15 protein-coding genes and 2 tRNA genes are annotated in these 15,191 nt (G+C 57.1%); 4 read left to right on the forward strand and 13 right to left on the reverse strand.

The genetic code is table 11. The features are described from left to right. Positions 1-39: 39 nt before the first annotated feature. Entirely contained in the window at positions 40-1,518 is a 1,479-nt protein-coding gene (gene ilvC / locus MFP24_RS11175; protein ID WP_249230614.1) for a ketol-acid reductoisomerase, read from the reverse strand. A gap of 167 nt (positions 1,519-1,685) precedes the next feature. Between ilvC and ilvY the strand changes: the two genes are divergently transcribed. Together ilvY and MFP24_RS11185 are read left to right on the forward strand one after the other, a co-directional pair. Then, positions 1,686-2,576, forward strand: a complete 891-nt coding sequence (gene ilvY / locus MFP24_RS11180) for an HTH-type transcriptional activator IlvY (protein WP_249230615.1) — start codon at positions 1,686-1,688, stop codon at positions 2,574-2,576. Positions 2,577-2,617: 41 nt separating this feature from the next. Further along, complete coding sequence (locus tag MFP24_RS11185; protein WP_249230616.1) at positions 2,618-3,076, forward strand: thermonuclease family protein; 459 nt, start codon at positions 2,618-2,620, stop codon at positions 3,074-3,076. A 19-nt stretch (positions 3,077-3,095) separates the two neighbouring features. Here MFP24_RS11185 and MFP24_RS11190 read toward each other — a convergent pair whose 3' ends face one another. The 9 genes from MFP24_RS11190 to ilvL all read right to left on the reverse strand — a co-directional run bounded on the left by MFP24_RS11190 (position 3,096) and on the right by ilvL (position 11,392). Next, positions 3,096-3,410, reverse strand: coding sequence for a DUF1493 family protein (locus MFP24_RS11190; RefSeq protein WP_249230617.1), 315 nt, complete (start codon positions 3,408-3,410; stop codon positions 3,096-3,098). Further along, complete coding sequence (locus MFP24_RS11195; RefSeq protein ID WP_249230618.1) at positions 3,410-3,859, reverse strand: STM2901 family protein; 450 nt, start codon at positions 3,857-3,859, stop codon at positions 3,410-3,412. Before MFP24_RS11195 ends, MFP24_RS11190 begins: the two co-directional genes overlap by 1 nt. A gap of 133 nt (positions 3,860-3,992) precedes the next feature. Further along, entirely contained in the window at positions 3,993-4,697 is a 705-nt protein-coding gene (locus MFP24_RS11200; protein WP_249230619.1) for a DUF2461 domain-containing protein, read from the reverse strand. Between the two features lie 96 nt (positions 4,698-4,793). Next, the gene (gene ilvA / locus MFP24_RS11205; RefSeq protein ID WP_249230620.1) at positions 4,794-6,338 is read right to left on the reverse strand and encodes a threonine ammonia-lyase, biosynthetic; all 1,545 of its coding nucleotides are present in this window, start codon (positions 6,336-6,338) and stop codon (positions 4,794-4,796) included. Between the two features lie 6 nt (positions 6,339-6,344). Next, positions 6,345-8,195: a dihydroxy-acid dehydratase gene (ilvD, locus tag MFP24_RS11210; protein WP_249230621.1), complete on the reverse strand. Its 1,851-nt coding sequence runs from the start codon at positions 8,193-8,195 to the stop codon at positions 6,345-6,347. An 81-nt stretch (positions 8,196-8,276) separates the two neighbouring features. Then, the gene (locus MFP24_RS11215; RefSeq protein ID WP_249230622.1) at positions 8,277-9,203 is read right to left on the reverse strand and encodes a branched-chain amino acid transaminase; all 927 of its coding nucleotides are present in this window, start codon (positions 9,201-9,203) and stop codon (positions 8,277-8,279) included. A 24-nt stretch (positions 9,204-9,227) separates the two neighbouring features. After that, positions 9,228-9,491, reverse strand: a complete 264-nt coding sequence (ilvM, locus tag MFP24_RS11220; protein ID WP_136168794.1) for an acetolactate synthase 2 small subunit — start codon at positions 9,489-9,491, stop codon at positions 9,228-9,230. Between the two features lie 15 nt (positions 9,492-9,506). After that, complete coding sequence (gene ilvG / locus MFP24_RS11225; RefSeq protein ID WP_249230623.1) at positions 9,507-11,153, reverse strand: acetolactate synthase 2 catalytic subunit; 1,647 nt, start codon at positions 11,151-11,153, stop codon at positions 9,507-9,509. Positions 11,154-11,293: 140 nt separating this feature from the next. Beyond that, positions 11,294-11,392 carry an ilv operon leader peptide gene (ilvL, locus tag MFP24_RS11230; protein ID WP_071778504.1) on the reverse strand — a complete coding sequence of 33 codons (99 nt, stop codon included), beginning with the start codon at positions 11,390-11,392 and terminating at the stop codon, positions 11,294-11,296. A gap of 485 nt (positions 11,393-11,877) precedes the next feature. Between ilvL and MFP24_RS11235 the strand changes: the two genes are divergently transcribed. Next, complete coding sequence (locus MFP24_RS11235; RefSeq protein WP_249230624.1) at positions 11,878-13,404, forward strand: YifB family Mg chelatase-like AAA ATPase; 1,527 nt, start codon at positions 11,878-11,880, stop codon at positions 13,402-13,404. Positions 13,405-13,533: 129 nt separating this feature from the next. Here MFP24_RS11235 and MFP24_RS11240 read toward each other — a convergent pair whose 3' ends face one another. After that, positions 13,534-13,872: a MaoP family protein gene (locus MFP24_RS11240; protein ID WP_136168797.1), complete on the reverse strand. Its 339-nt coding sequence runs from the start codon at positions 13,870-13,872 to the stop codon at positions 13,534-13,536. 119 nt (positions 13,873-13,991) lie between these two features. Here MFP24_RS11240 and hdfR point away from each other — a divergent pair, with 119 nt between their 5' ends. Further along, entirely contained in the window at positions 13,992-14,816 is an 825-nt protein-coding gene (gene hdfR / locus MFP24_RS11245; RefSeq protein WP_249230625.1) for an HTH-type transcriptional regulator HdfR, read from the forward strand. Between the two features lie 147 nt (positions 14,817-14,963). Here hdfR and MFP24_RS11250 read toward each other — a convergent pair. Both MFP24_RS11250 and MFP24_RS11255 read right to left on the reverse strand, forming a co-directional pair. Further along, positions 14,964-15,039 (reverse strand) — tRNA-Trp (locus MFP24_RS11250). Between the two features lie 8 nt (positions 15,040-15,047). Continuing rightward, positions 15,048-15,124: transfer RNA gene (locus tag MFP24_RS11255), tRNA-Asp, on the reverse strand. Between the last annotated feature and the right edge of the window lie 67 nt (positions 15,125-15,191).

Consider the following 15,191-nt stretch of genomic DNA (forward strand, 5'->3'; position numbering starts at 1 on the left):
CGAACGCGGTGCCTTGAGGTATTGAGCCGAGGGGTAAACTTAACCGGCGACGGCGATACGTTTCATATCGGTCATATAGCCGCGCAGCGTACGGCCGACCGCTTCGATCGGGTGGTTGCGGATGGCTTCATTGACATCGCGCAGTTGGGCGTTGTCCACTTCGGTGGCCGCAACGGCTTTACCCAGATCGCCCGGCTGCAGCGAAGACATGAACTTCTCTTGCAGCAGCGGCACCGCGGCGTTGGCGAACAGGTAGTTGCCGTACTCGGCGGTATCGGAAATCACCACGTTCATTTCGTACAAACGCTTACGGGCGATGGTGTTGGCAATCAGCGGCAGCTCATGCAGCGATTCGTAGTAGGCGGACTCTTCGATGATACCCGCGCTGACCATGGTCTCGAACGCCAGTTCAACCCCGGCTTTCACCATGGCGATCATCAGCACGCCGTTATCGAAGTATTCCTGCTCGGCGATTTTACCGTCAAACTGCGGCGCGTTTTCAAACGCCGTGTTGCCGGTTTCTTCGCGCCAGGTCAGCAGTTTGACGTCGTCGTTGGCCCAGTCGGCCATCATGCCGCTGGAGAATTCGCCGGAGATGATGTCGTCCATATGTTTCTGGAACAGCGGCGCCATAATCTCTTTCAGCTGTTCGGACAGCGCATAGGCGCGCAGTTTCGCCGGGTTGGACAGGCGGTCCATCATCAGCGTAATGCCGCCCTGCTTCAGCGCTTCGGTAATGGTTTCCCAGCCGAACTGCACCAGTTTTTCCGCATAGGCGGCATCCGCGCCGTCAGCCACCAGCTTGTCGAAGCTCAGCAGAGAACCCGCCTGCAGCATGCCGCACAGGATGGTCTGCTCGCCCATCAGGTCGGACTTCACTTCCGCGACGAAAGAGGATTGCAGCACGCCGGCGCGATGACCGCCGGTCGCCGCGGCCCAGGCTTTGGCGATCGCCATGCCTTCGCCCTGCGGATCGTTTTCCGGGTGGACGGCGATCAGCGTCGGCACGCCGAAACCGCGTTTGTACTCTTCACGCACTTCGGTGCCGGGGCACTTCGGCGCCACCATCACCACGGTGATGTCTTTACGAATCTGCTCGCCCACTTCAACGATGTTGAAACCGTGGGAGTAACCCAGCGCCGCGCCCTGTTTCATCAGCGGCTGAACCGCCTGAACCACCGCGGAGTGCTGTTTGTCCGGCGTCAGGTTAACCACGAGATCGGCCTGCGGGATCAGTTCTTCGTATGTACCGACGGTAAAACCGTTTTCGGTGGCTTTACGCCATGAGGCGCGCTTCTCGGCGATCGCTTCCTGGCGCAGGGCGTAAGCGATATCCAGACCGGAGTCACGCATATTCAGCCCCTGGTTCAGCCCCTGGGCGCCACAGCCGACGATCACCACTTTTTTGCCTTTCAGATAGCCCGCTTCATCGGCGAATTCGTCACGTCCCATAAAACGACACTGACCCAATTGCGCCAACTGCTGACGCAGGTTCAATGTGTTGAAATAGTTAGCCATGTCATGCTCCGTATACTGTTTTGTTTGTCTGTTATTCGGGAAAGGTTTCCCGCCGGATGGGAAACCATTATGGCACTCATCATATGACAGGAAATGCGTTGCTTAAATTGATATATTAACAACGTCATATTGCAAGATCTGCAAGATAACAACGAGGCTCGCCGCCCATGGATTTACGTGATCTCAAATTATTTCTCCACCTGGCGGAAAGCCGCCATTTCGGCCGCACGGCCAAAGCGATGCATATCAGCCCTTCCACGCTGTCGCGACAGATTCAACGACTGGAGGAAGACCTCGGTCAAACCCTGTTTCAACGCGATAACCGCACCGTGCAGCTAACCGATGCGGGGGAACATCTGAAGCTGTTCGCCCAGCAGACGCTGCTGCAATACCAGCAGCTACGGCACCTTATCGGTCAGCGCGGGCCGTCGATCAGCGGCGAACTGCGTATTTTTTGCTCCGTCACCGCCGCCTACAGCCATTTGCCGCCGATCCTGGATCGCTTCCGCGCCGAACATCCGCTGGTGGAGATCAAACTGACCACCGGCGACGCCGCCGACGCCGTCGATAAGGTACAATCCAACGACGCCGATTTGGGTATCGCCGGGCATCCGGAGACGCTGCCCGCCAGCGTGGACTTTATGCCCATCGGCAGCATCCCGCTATCGCTGATTATCCCGGCGCTGCCCTGTCCGGTTCAGGCGCAGGTGAAGCAGCCCGACACCGACTGGGCGCAAATCCCGTTTATTCTGCCGGAACACGGGCCGGTACGGAAGCGTATCGAACTGTGGTTTCGCCGCCACCATATCGCCAATCCGCAGATTTACGCCACCGTGTCGGGCCACGAGGCGATGGTGTCGATGGTGGCGCTGGGCTGCGGCATCGCGCTGATCCCCGATGTGGTGCTGGAAAACAGCCCGGAACCGGTGCGCAACCGCGTCTCGGTTTTCGCCGAAAATGCGATGGAACCGCTGGACCTGGGCGTATGCGTGCAGAAAAAGCGGCTAAGCGAGCCGCTGATCGCCGCGTTCTGGGAAACGCTACGGGAAAAATCATAAAGCGGGCGCTATTTATCCGCCCGGCCACAAGGAAGGTATTGATGAAATCGTATTTGCTGGCGGCGATATTACTGTTCTCCGCCCCCGCGCCGGCGGCGACGCTCAGCGGCAAGGTGGTGAAAGTCGTTGACGGCGACACCCTCCTGGTGCGCCGCAACGGCGCTGACTACCGTATCCGCATGTTGGGCATCGACGCGCCGGAATATCGCCAGCCTTACGGCAAGGAGTCCCGCCGCGCGCTGGACAGGCGGGTCGGCGGAAAACGGGTGACGATATGGTATGAGGAAAAGGATCGCTACGGCCGCTACCTCGGCACGGTCTATTACCGCAATAACAATATCAATCTGGAACTGCTGCGCAACGGCCAGGCGTGGGTGTACCGAGACTACCGCAACGACCGCGAGTTAATGAGCCGTGAAAACGCCGCCCGCCGCCAACGGCTGGGCCTGTGGCGAACCCCCGATCCGCAGGCCCCCTGGGCGTACCGCCGCACGCGCTGACGGGGCGTGGCGCCTTTTTTCAGTCATAAAGCCAACGGCCAGCCTCTGCGGAAGCGATCAGCATCTGAATCGTTATAGGCTCTGGAGCATGGTGATCCGTTTGCAGGTATCTGGGGAGAATAGCGTTAGGAAGGAAGCGAATCCCTTCGTTAGGAAAATATCGCCGGAAGTTAAAACCGGTCATATCGACGTGTAGTTTCTCTGCGTATTCCTCCAGAAAGTCAGTGGCATCTTCAGGCAAAACGCATTTTTTACCCGTGCTCAGGGAGGCTTCATCCGGCATTTCCCAGAAATGTTTTTTAATAAGTACCCGCACATGATCGGCTTTGGTCATTACCGTCTGCCTCCTACACCAACAATCAGCTCATAACGGTGTATGACATTCCGAGTAATCATGGCGAGATCATAAGCTGTCACAACCGCCCCCGCCCACGGAAGCCAGCGGCCAATATATGCGCCAATACTGGTCGTATAAGCCCATTCGCCGCGTAACATTTTTGCCCAGGTAATGGTTCTGTGTCCTGTGCTAAACCTCTGGCGAATAAGTGTACGACTGGCCAAAGAAAGCGGGCTTGTACCTCTGGTGGCCGCGCCTGCCCCCAACTTACCACTCACAGGGATGAGCGGCAGGCTGACGAGCATCGAGGCGATAGCAAGCATATCAATCACCCCCCTGAACTGTTTCTTAAATTCGTCAAGAATCAGCCAGAGCAGAAGCTCGTCCTTATCAACACTCATACCGTCAAAAAAATACGTTCCACGCAACTCTTCAACTGTATCCATCCCTCCCCTCCAATCTGGATCCATTTAGTACCGATGGAGAATATCTGTCCAGGCCCATGATATTTATCAGATAATACTTATTATTGATTAGCCCGTTAATGTATTTCAAAAACATCTCCGGCCGACTATTCGGTCAACCGTAATGCGCAACATCAGCTTTTTTCATGGCTTCGATTTCCCTCAGATAGCGATAGAGCGGCTCGAGTTGGGTAAAACCCTGCGCCAGGGTCGCGGCCAGCTCAGCGGAGAAGAGCGCTTCCATATCCTGGCGGGTACAAATGGCGGCAAAGGATTTGCGGTTATACCAGTCGGCCAGTTCCGGCGGCTGCTCTTTTATCAGCGGACGTTTGTAACTGTCCCCTTCCAGCTTAAACCGGTGCTGTAAACAGCTCGCCGCCGCCAGAAAGCGCTGCGGATTGCCGCGCAGCGTTTGGCGGAACAGCTCCATGGTGTTGCGCGTCGCGCTGTAATACCCCAGGCCGTAGCGCCAGAAGTCCGGCGCTATTTCAAAGAAATAGACCGGCGCATCCGTCCAGTCCTTGCGGGTGCGCTTGAACGTCAGCCACATTTGGCTGCGATAGCGTGATTTATCATGGGAAAAGCGGGTATCGCGGTGAATGCGGGACAGCGTTTTGCCGATGGCCGGGCGGGTTTCAAAATGATCGTCAATCTGCAGCATGGTCAGGCTAAGCTCATCAACCAATGCCCGAAAGGGAGCCACTAATTGCCGATCGTAAATATCACGATGCTCATCAAACCACGCTTTATCGTTGTATTGGCGTACCTGCTGAAGAAAGGTCAGTCCCCGCTGGGAAAAGCCGTTGAAATGCGTTGCCATGGTTTTACATTATCCGTATGACCCGTTGAATAACGTAAAGATAACGCTCCCGACCATGAAACGCCATCGGGAGCGCGGGCAAGATAAATTCAGCCGCTAGCCTGCCAGAAAGAAGCGAAACGACGGATTACTGGTCTCGTCATGACACTCATAGCCCAGCTCCTGCAGATGGCGCTCGAACGACGGATCGCTCTCTTCCAGTTCAAACGCCGCCAGCACCCGGCCAAAATCCATACCGTGGCTGCGGTAGTGGAACAGCGAAATATTCCAATGGGTGCCCAGAGTGTTCAGGAACTTCAGCAACGCGCCCGGCGATTCGGGAAATTCAAAGCTATACAGCCGCTCCCGCAGGGGTTTTGACGGCCGTCCGCCCACCATGTAGCGCACATGCAGCTTGGCCATTTCGTCGTCGGATAAATCCACCACCTTGTAGCCGCCCGCGGACAGCTCGGCAATGATCTCCTGGCGCTCCGCGTGGCCGCGCGTCAGGCGCACGCCGACGAAAATGCAGGCGTCCTGGTCATCCGCATAGCGATAGTTGAATTCGGTGACGGCACGGCCGCCCAGCAGTTGGCAAAAGGTCAGGAAGCTGCCTTTTTTCTCTGGAATGGTGACCGCCAGCAGGGCTTCCCGCTGTTCGCCCAGCTCACAGCGCTCGGAAACATAGCGCAGGCCGTGAAAATTGACGTTGGCGCCGGATAATACGTGCGCCAGCCGCTCACCCTGGATCTGATGCTGCTGGATGTACTTTTTCATCCCCGCCAGCGCCAGCGCGCCGGACGGCTCGGCAACGGCGCGCACATCCTCAAACAGATCTTTTACCGCGGCGCAGATCGCGTCGCTGTCCACGGTGATCGAATCGTCCAGATACTCGCGGCACAAACGGAAGGTTTCGTCGCCGATGCGCTTGACCGCCACGCCTTCGGCAAACAGCCCCACGCGCGCCAGATCCACCGGATGGCCGGCGTCCAGCGCCGCGCGCAGGCAGGCCGAATCTTCCGCTTCCACGCCGATGACCTTGATCTGCGGCATCAGCTGCTTAATCAGCACCGCCACCCCGGCGGCCAGACCGCCGCCGCCGACCGGCACAAACACCCGGTCCAGATGCGCGTCCTGCTGCAGCAGCTCCAGCGCCAGCGTGCCCTGCCCGGCGATGACCGCCGGGTGATCGAACGGCGGCAGAAAGGTCATTTTCTGCTGCTGCGACAGCTCAATCGCCTTGGCTTTCGCCTCATCGAAGTTGGCGCCGTGCAGCAGCACTTCGCCGCCGAAACCGCGCACCGCGTCGACTTTGATATCCGCCGTCGCCACCGGCATCACGATCAGCGAATTGATGCCCAGCTTGCTGGCGGAGAGCGCCACGCCCTGAGCGTGGTTGCCGGCGGACGCCGTCACCACGCCGTGCGATTTCTGCTCGTCCGTCAGACCGGCCATCATCGCGTAGGCGCCGCGCAGCTTAAAGCTATGCACCGCGTGCCGGTCCTCACGCTTCACCAGAATAACGTTGCCCAGCCGCGAAGAGAGTTTGTCCATCTTCTCCAGCGGCGTGGCCTGGGTGATTTCATAAACCGGCGAACGGAGGATCGCTCTCAGGTACTCCGCGCCACAGGGCGCGGAGGGAAGAGGTTGTGACACAGCCATGATTAATCAGCCTCCCAGCTTGCTCTTGTCACGAACGGCGCCTTTATCGGCGCTGGTTGCCAGACTGGCGTAAGCGCGCAGCGCAAAAGAGACCAGACGGTCGCGGCTGCGCGGCGTCCAGGCCGCGTCGCCGCGCGCCAGTTCGGTTTCACGGCGCGCCGCCAGCTCTTTTTCCGCCACGTCCAGCACGATGCTGCGGCCGGGAATATCGATGGCGATCATATCGCCGTCTTCCACCAGGCCGATGGTTCCGCCGCTGGCGGCTTCCGGCGAAGCGTGGCCGATGGACAAACCGGAGGTCCCGCCGGAGAAGCGGCCGTCGGTGATCAGCGCGCAGGCTTTGCCCAGCCCCATCGATTTCAGGAAGCTGGTGGGGTAAAGCATTTCCTGCATCCCCGGCCCGCCTTTCGGTCCTTCATAGCGAATGACCACCACGTCGCCCGCCACCACTTTTCCGCCCAGGATCGCGGCGACCGCATCATCCTGGCTTTCATAAACCTTCGCCGGACCGCGGAACACCAGGCTGCCCTTGTCCACGCCCGCCGTCTTCACGATGCAGCCGTTTTCCGCCAGATTGCCGTACAGCACGGCCAGACCGCCGTCCTGGCTGTAGGCGAACTCACGGGAACGGATACAGCCTTCCCGGCGGTCGACGTCCAGCGAATCCCAGCGGCAATCCTGCGAAAACGCCTGCGTGGTGCGGATACCGGCCGGCCCGGCGGAGTACATTTTTTTCACGCCGTCATCCTGCGTCAGCATCACATCGTAGGCTTCGAGCGTTTCCGGCAGCGTTTTGCCCAGCACGTTGTAGACGTCGCGATGCAGCAGGCCGGCGCGATCCAGCTCGCCGAGGATCCCTATCACGCCGCCGGCGCGGTGCACGTCTTCCATATGATATTTTTGCGTGCTCGGCGCGACCTTGCACAGATGCGGAACCTTACGCGACAGACGGTCGATGTCTTCCATGGTGAAGTCGACCTCGCCTTCCTGCGCCGACGCCAGCAGGTGCAGTACGGTATTGGTCGAGCCCCCCATGGCGATATCCAGCGTCATGGCGTTTTCGAACGCCGCCTTGGTGGCGATATTGCGCGGCAACGCGCGATCGTCATCCTGCTCGTAGTAGCGTTTCGCCAGTTCGACGATACGTTTACCGGCGTTGAGGAACAGCTGTTTGCGATCGGCGTGGGTCGCCAGCAGCGAGCCGTTGCCCGGCTGCGACAGGCCCAATGCCTCGGTCAGGCAGTTCATCGAGTTGGCGGTGAACATACCGGAACAGGAGCCGCAGGTCGGACAGGCGGAGCGCTCGATCTGATCGCTGTCGGCGTCGCTGACGTTGGGGTTGGCCCCCTGGATCATCGCATCCACCAGGTCCAGCTTGATGATCTGATTGGAAAGCTTGGTTTTCCCCGCTTCCATCGGCCCGCCGGAGACGAAGATCACCGGAATGTTCAGGCGCAGCGCGGCCATCATCATGCCGGGGGTGATTTTGTCGCAGTTGGAAATACACACCATGGCGTCGGCGCAGTGCGCGTTGACCATATATTCAACCGAGTCGGCGATCAGCTCGCGCGAAGGCAGAGAATAGAGCATACCGCCATGTCCCATGGCGATGCCGTCATCAACCGCAATGGTATTGAATTCTTTCGCCACGCCGCCGGAGGCTTCAATCTGCTCGGCAACCAGTTTTCCCAGGTCGCGCAAATGCACGTGCCCGGGAACGAACTGCGTGAATGAGTTAACCACCGCGATAATCGGCTTGCCAAAATCGTCGTCGGTCATTCCGGTGGCGCGCCACAGGGCTCGGGCGCCGGCCATATTACGGCCGTGCGTGGTGGTGGCTGAACGATACTTAGGCATACTCTTGTTTACTCCAGTATTAACTTAGTGGGCGATGGCGAAGCGCGCCATCACCTGATTCTGTCTGTCATCTTGTCTTGATTAAGGGTTTACCGGATCCAGCCAGCCCCATTTATCCGCGGTTTCACCGCTAAATAGCCCGAAGAACGCCCGTTGTAGTTTTTTGGTTACCGGGCCGCATTTGCCAATACCGACCTGAATACCGTCAACGCTGCGAACCGGGGTAATTTCCGCCGCGGTGCCGGACATAAACACTTCATCCGCCAGATAGAGCGACTCGCGCGACAGCACTTGCTCACGCACTTCAAAACCCGCCGCTTTCGCCAGTTTGATAATCGCATCGCGCGTAATCCCCGGCAGCGCCGAAGAGGTAAACGGCGGGGTGAAAATGATGCCGTCTTTCACCTCAAACAGATTTTCACCCGCGCCTTCGGAAACATAGCCGTGCACATCCAGCGCAATCCCTTCCTGATAGCCATGGCGGCGGGCTTCGCTGCCCACCAGCAGCGACGAAAGATAGTTGCCCCCGGCTTTCGCCGCGGTGGGGATGGTATTCGCCGCCACGCGATGCCATGAAGAGACCATCGCATCGATCCCCTGGTCCAGCGCCTCTTCTCCCAGATAGGCGCCCCACGGGAATGCGGCGATAATCACATCGGTTTTATAGCCGTCCGGCGGATTGACGCCCATACCGACGTCGCCCACAAACACCAGCGGGCGAATATAGGCGCTGGTCAGGTTGTTTTTGCGTAACGTCGCGCGGCACGCTTCCATCAGTTCGTCGACGCTCTGCTGCAAGGGCATACGATAAATTTTCGCCGAGTCATGCAGGCGCTGCATATGCTCGCGGTGACGGAACACCGCGGGTCCTTTATGGGTGTTATAGCAACGGACGCCTTCAAATACCGACGTCCCGTAATGCAAGGCGTGCGACATAACATGAACTTTAGCATCTGCCCACGGAACCATTTCCCCGTTAAACCAAATGTAGTCGGCTTTCTTGGTCATTTTTTATTTTCCTTACTCTCTGTGTTAGGCACTGAACTGTTGTGATGCGGTCATTGGCTGGATTTCAACGCAGGCAATATCCAGCAACTTGCTTAATTGCGCCGACAATAAATCTATCGGGCGATGACTGGCAACGGTCAGTTCAATATTAATGTGATCGTTGGTATTGGCGCTCTGCGCCATATTCATGGCGCAGACCTGAAAGCCGCGATGACGGGCGACGCGCAGTACACGCTCCAGAATCTCTGGACGGAAGCGGGCCTGAATCGAAAGCTGATGGCGTGTCATTGTTTTCTCCAGCTATTATTCTGTTTTATCTAACATCGTTTCGTTACCGGCGCCGGGCGGCACCAGCGGCCAGACATTCTCGTACTCATCGATGGAAACGTGCAGCAGGTACGGCCCTTCGCTGTTAAACAGGGCATCCAGCGCGGCGTCAATCTGGTTTTTATGGGTGATGCGCTGGCCGGGAATATCAAAAGCGCTTGCCAGCGTCAGGAAATCGGGGTTATCGGAGAGGTTGGTTTCACTATAGCGTTGATCAAAAAACAGCTGCTGCCACTGCCGAACCATGCCTAATCGTTGGTTATCCAGCAGCACGATCTTCACCGGCAACCGTTTTCGCTTGATGGTGCCCAGCTCCTGAACATTCATCATAAAAGAGCCGTCACCCGAAATACAGATCACCATATCGTCGGGGCGGGCGACCTGCGCGCCCACGGCGGCGGGAACGCCGAATCCCATGGTGCCCAGGCCGCTGGAGGTGATGAAATTTTCAGGCCGGCTGAACGCCATATGCTGAGCCGCCCACATCTGATGCTGACCGACGTCCGTCGTCACCACGGTATTCGCCGCTTTGCGATCGGAAATCGTCTTCAGTAACGCCGGGGCATAAATCGCCTGGCCCGGATGATCGTAACGCCACGGGTATTCGGCTTTCATCATCACGGCCTGTCGCCGCCATGCGTCAACGTTCAGCGGCTGTTGCAGCGCGGGCAGCAGCGCGTTCAGATCCCCTTGCAGCGCCACGTTGGCCTGACGTAGTTTACTCAACTCGGCGGGATCGATATCCATATGGATAACGTCGGCATGGGGCGCAAAGGCGTTCAGCTTACCCGTCACCCGGTCGTCAAAACGGGCGCCGACGGCAATCAGCAGGTCGCATTGCTGAACCATCAGGTTGGCCGCTTTCGTACCGTGCATGCCAATCATACCCAGATAGTAGGGATGATTGGCATCCACGCTGCCCAACCCTTTCAGCGTCACGACAGAGGGTATTTCGGTAGCGGCGATAAACTCGCGCAAAGCGGGAACCGCCTGCGCCATCCCCACGCCGCCGCCGACGTACAGCACCGGCTTCTGCGCCTTGGCCAACATCGCGCGCGCCAGCGCGATATCCGCTGCGGGAAAGTCGACGTGGTTATCGACAGGCGCGAAACGCGGCGTGAAGTCCCCTTCGGCCAGTTGGATATCTTTAGGAATATCAATCAGAACGGGTCCCGGACGTCCGCTGCCGGCAATGGCGAAAGCTTCGGCCATCACTTCGGGCAGCGACTCCGGCGACTCAACCAGGAAACTGTGCTTGGTACAGGCCAGAGACAAACCCAGTACGTCGATCTCCTGAAACGCATCGGTACCGATCAGCGCCGATCCCACCTGCCCGGTGATCGCCACAATAGGAACGGAATCCAGCAACGCATCCGCCAACCCGGTTATCAGGTTCGTCGCGCCGGGGCCGGAAGTGGCGATACATACGCCGACCTTGCCGGTTGCGCGGGCATAGCCAATCGCCGCCATGGCGGCGCCTTGCTCATGACGACACAGTAGGTGTTCTACGCCGCCGTCATAAAGTGCATCATAGACCGGCATAATCGCGCCTCCGGGATAACCGAAAACGGTATCCACTCCCTGCGCCCGCAACGCTTGTACCACCCACTGAGCCCCATTCATCGTTATTTCCCCAACATCTTGCGGGAATAACAGCATTCTGTACCACTAACCATTTTCTGCTCCCTTACGTTATACATTGCGCCCGAAAAAAAACCCCCGACCTTTCGGTGCGGGGGTTTTCTTGAATTCGGGCCTGATTTCTAAGCCATTCTTCGTCCAAGTGCTGCCCCGCACGGTGGGATAATAATCACCACCACGCTAATCACGACTAGGCTAATCACTAGGGAGAAAGCTTTCATAAATAGAGTGTTCATTAATCTACTGTCGAACGAATACCTACAGAGTTATCACATTCCAGCACGATATGACAACAATTTTTTCGGTGTTTTTCTGTCGCGCAGAATAAGACCCGCTAAAAAATAGAATATAATCATTAAAGTAGCAGGCATTCAGGCTAATGTCGGCACAATCGGGAATTTAAACGGTTCGGCGATTGATGAGTATATTAATGGCAACACCGTTACGCGGAAAACTGGCGCAACCGGGATGGCGTTCGATGATCATATCAGTTCTCTCGCCGCCGCGTGACGTCAATGTAAAGATCGCATAGCGGCAAAAAATCGCCCAGCGCCATAGGCCGCTTCTGCGACAGGTTACGCATTCCTCAGGCAATACCTTGCGAAAAGGGACTATTTTTCAAAGCCACTGCGCGAAAACACCATCGCCTCATCCCTTTCTTGCCCGTTATTTCGCATCATGCCTCCCTTATCGAAGGGAGAACAGTATGTCACTGGCAGTTACCTATACACGGGCGATGATAGGCGTGCAGGCGCCGGAGGTATCCATTGAGGTGCATATCAGCAGCGGATTACCGGCCCTTACGCTGGTTGGCTTGCCGGAAACCACCGTCAAGGAGGCGCGCGATCGTGTACGCAGCGCGCTTATCAATTGCGGATTCTCATTCCCCGCCAAACGTATTACGGTCAATCTGGCCCCTGCCGACCTTCCCAAAGAGGGCGGCCGTTACGATCTCCCTATCGCCCTGGCCGTTCTCGCGGCCTCGGAGCAAATCCGCGGCGAAGGGTTAAGCCGCTATGAGTTTCTCGGCGAGTTGGGCCTCTCAGGCGCGCTACGGTCGGTCAACGGCGCCATTCCGGCAGCGTTGGAGGCGATAAAATCAGGCCGTCAGCTCATCCTGCCAGACGGCAATAAGCTGGAAATGGCGCTGATCCCGCAGGGAGAAGCGCTGATGGCGGGACATCTGTTGCAGGTTTGCGCGTTTTTACAAGGCGAGGAAGCGTTGGTGCGTTGCAGCGCGATTCCCGAGCCCCCCTCGTTCCACAACGACGAGCCCGACCTGAAAGATATTATCGGACAGGAGCAGGCAAAGCGGGCGCTGGAGATCACGGCGGCCGGCGGACATAACCTGCTGTTACTTGGGCCGCCGGGAACGGGGAAAACCATGTTAGCCAGCCGGCTCAACAACCTGATGCCCCCGCTGAGCGACGAAGAGGCGCTGGAAAGCGCGGCGATCAATAGCCTGATAAATATCGACGCCACCATGACCCGATGGCGCACCAGGCCGTTCAGGGCGCCGCATCACAGCGCCTCCATGACGGCGCTGGTCGGCGGCGGCTCGCTGCCTAAACCGGGTGAAATTTCCCTGGCGCATAACGGCGTGCTGTTTCTCGATGAACTGCCCGAATTTGAGCGCCGCGTGCTGGACTCGCTGCGCGAACCGTTAGAGTCAGGAGAAATCATTATCTCCCGCACCCGGGCAAAAGTTTGCTATCCAGCCAGGGTACAGCTGGTTGCGGCGATGAACCCCAGCCCTTCCGGCCATTATCAGGGCATGCATAACCGCCTGCCCGCACGGCAGATTTTACGCTATCTCGGCAAACTTTCCGGTCCCTTTCTGGATCGTTTTGATATTTCGATTGAGGTTCCTTTGCTGCCGCCCGGCATATTACGCCGGCAGGCTTATCAGGGGGAAAGCAGCGCGGTCGTCAGGGAACGTGTTCTGGCCGCACGGCAGAGGCAGCTTAAGCGGGCCAATAAAACCAACGCGCTGTTAAATCCCCATGAGGTAGAAAAACATTGCCGGCTGGAGTCGGATGATGCGGTCTATCTGGAAGAGGTGATGAGTAAACTGGGGCTATCCGTCCGCGCCTGGCACAGGATACTAAAAGTCGCCCGAACCATCGCCGATCTCGGCGAACAGGATAATATACAGAGAAAACATCTTGCAGAAGCGCTTAACTACCGATGTATGGATCGTCTGCTGATACAACTGCACAAAAATCTGGAATAAAACGAAGGCGGTGCGTCAGTCGGCGTAATAAAAAAGGGCTCATGGAAAATCATGAACCCTTTTTGCACCGGCCGGCTGATCGCTCAACAATCCCTGAACGATCGGCATTAAGCCTGCGCCCCGTTTTTATTAATCGTCGCTTTCGATGTATTCTTCCACCGCGTCCATTTGCGGCTTACCGCCTGACAGCGTGTGGAACCGCTTAGGACGACGGATACGATCCATATACTTGGACCATATTTTTTCCATGTCCGTTTCAGCCTTACGCTCGCCGCGGCACATCGCCACAAACTGTACCTCTTCCTCAGTGACCGGTTCGCGTTTACCCAGATCGAGTTCGTTAAAGGCATAACCATGGCGTTCCAACAGTTGTGCTTCTTTAATAGTAAAGTCGCCGTGTCGGGAAAAACCACGTGGGTAAAACTTGTTATCAAAAAAACGATTATTGGTAGAGAAGCTTTCCGCCATCTTACACGCTCCTAATTCTTTTATGGTCGTGCTGTTTATGGCGCGGAGTATTAGATAGGCTTGACAATGTGTAAAACAAAACATTTAAATCATCACGACAAATTTTTTTGGAGATAGGCGTGGATACCGAATTACTGAAAACCTTTCTGGAAGTCAGCAGGACAAGACACTTTGGTCGCGCCGCAGAATCCCTCTACCTGACGCAGTCCGCGGTCAGTTTTCGCATCCGTCAATTAGAGACCCAGCTTGGGGCAAATTTATTCACCCGTCACCGCAACAATATCCGTCTGACGCCGGCGGGAGAGCGGCTTTTACCCTATGCGGAAAGCCTGATCGGCACCTGGCAGCTGGCTAAAAAAGAGGTGGCGCGTTCACAGCAACATAGTCTTCTGTCGATCGGGGCCACCGCGTCGCTATGGGAAGCGTATTTGACCCCGTGGCTGCAAACGATTTATGCCCAACGCCCGTTGCTGCAACTGGAGGCGCGCATCGCCCTGCGCCATTCGCTGGTAAAGCAGCTGCATGAACGCCAGTTGGATCTGCTCATTACCACGGAACAGCCCAAAATGGAGGAGTTAGCCAGCCAGCTGCTCGGTGATTTCTCACTCTCGCTGTTTACCTCGGCGGCGAATGAAATCCATCAGGAATTGCCTTATATCAAGCTGGAATGGGGAGCTGATTTCCATCAGCAGGAAAATAACCTGCTGACCAGCGAACAGCATCCGGTTCTCGCCACGACTTCAGCCCATCTGACGCGTAAATTATTGGCGACAACCGGCGGTTGCGCATTTTTACCCAGCCACTGGGCACAAAAGTACACGCATTTGAAAGTGCTGGGGGATACGCCGGCTGTTGTGCGTCCGTTTTATGCGGTTTGGCTGCAAAACAGCGATCAGCAGGCGTTGATTCGGCAGTTGCTGAAAAACCCCATTGAACTAGCATAAACGGCCTTATCGGGGATGTTGGGCATGCTCTGGCTAATCCGGGCATGCTGACTCCGTTTACTAACGGCCAGCGATGGTCCGCAAGGGTGACCGCCAGGGATGGTAGGTAACAAAAAACCCTTCACCTCACGGTGAAGGGTTTTTATCTGGCAGGGGCGGAGAGACTCGAACTCCCAACACCCGGTTTTGGAGACCGGTGCTCTACCAATTGAACTACGCCCCTAAATAGGGTGGCGGAACGGACGGGACTCGAACCCGCGACCCCCTGCGTGACAGGCAGGTATTCTAACCAACTGAACTACCGCTCCACCGAATTTCTTTTATTCACCAGCATTTCGCCGGCTTACTGCTTAATTTGATGCCTGGCAGTTTATG

Source organism: Brenneria tiliae (genome assembly GCF_023347575.1).
In the GTDB taxonomy this organism is placed as follows: domain Bacteria; phylum Pseudomonadota; class Gammaproteobacteria; order Enterobacterales; family Enterobacteriaceae; genus Brenneria; species Brenneria corticis.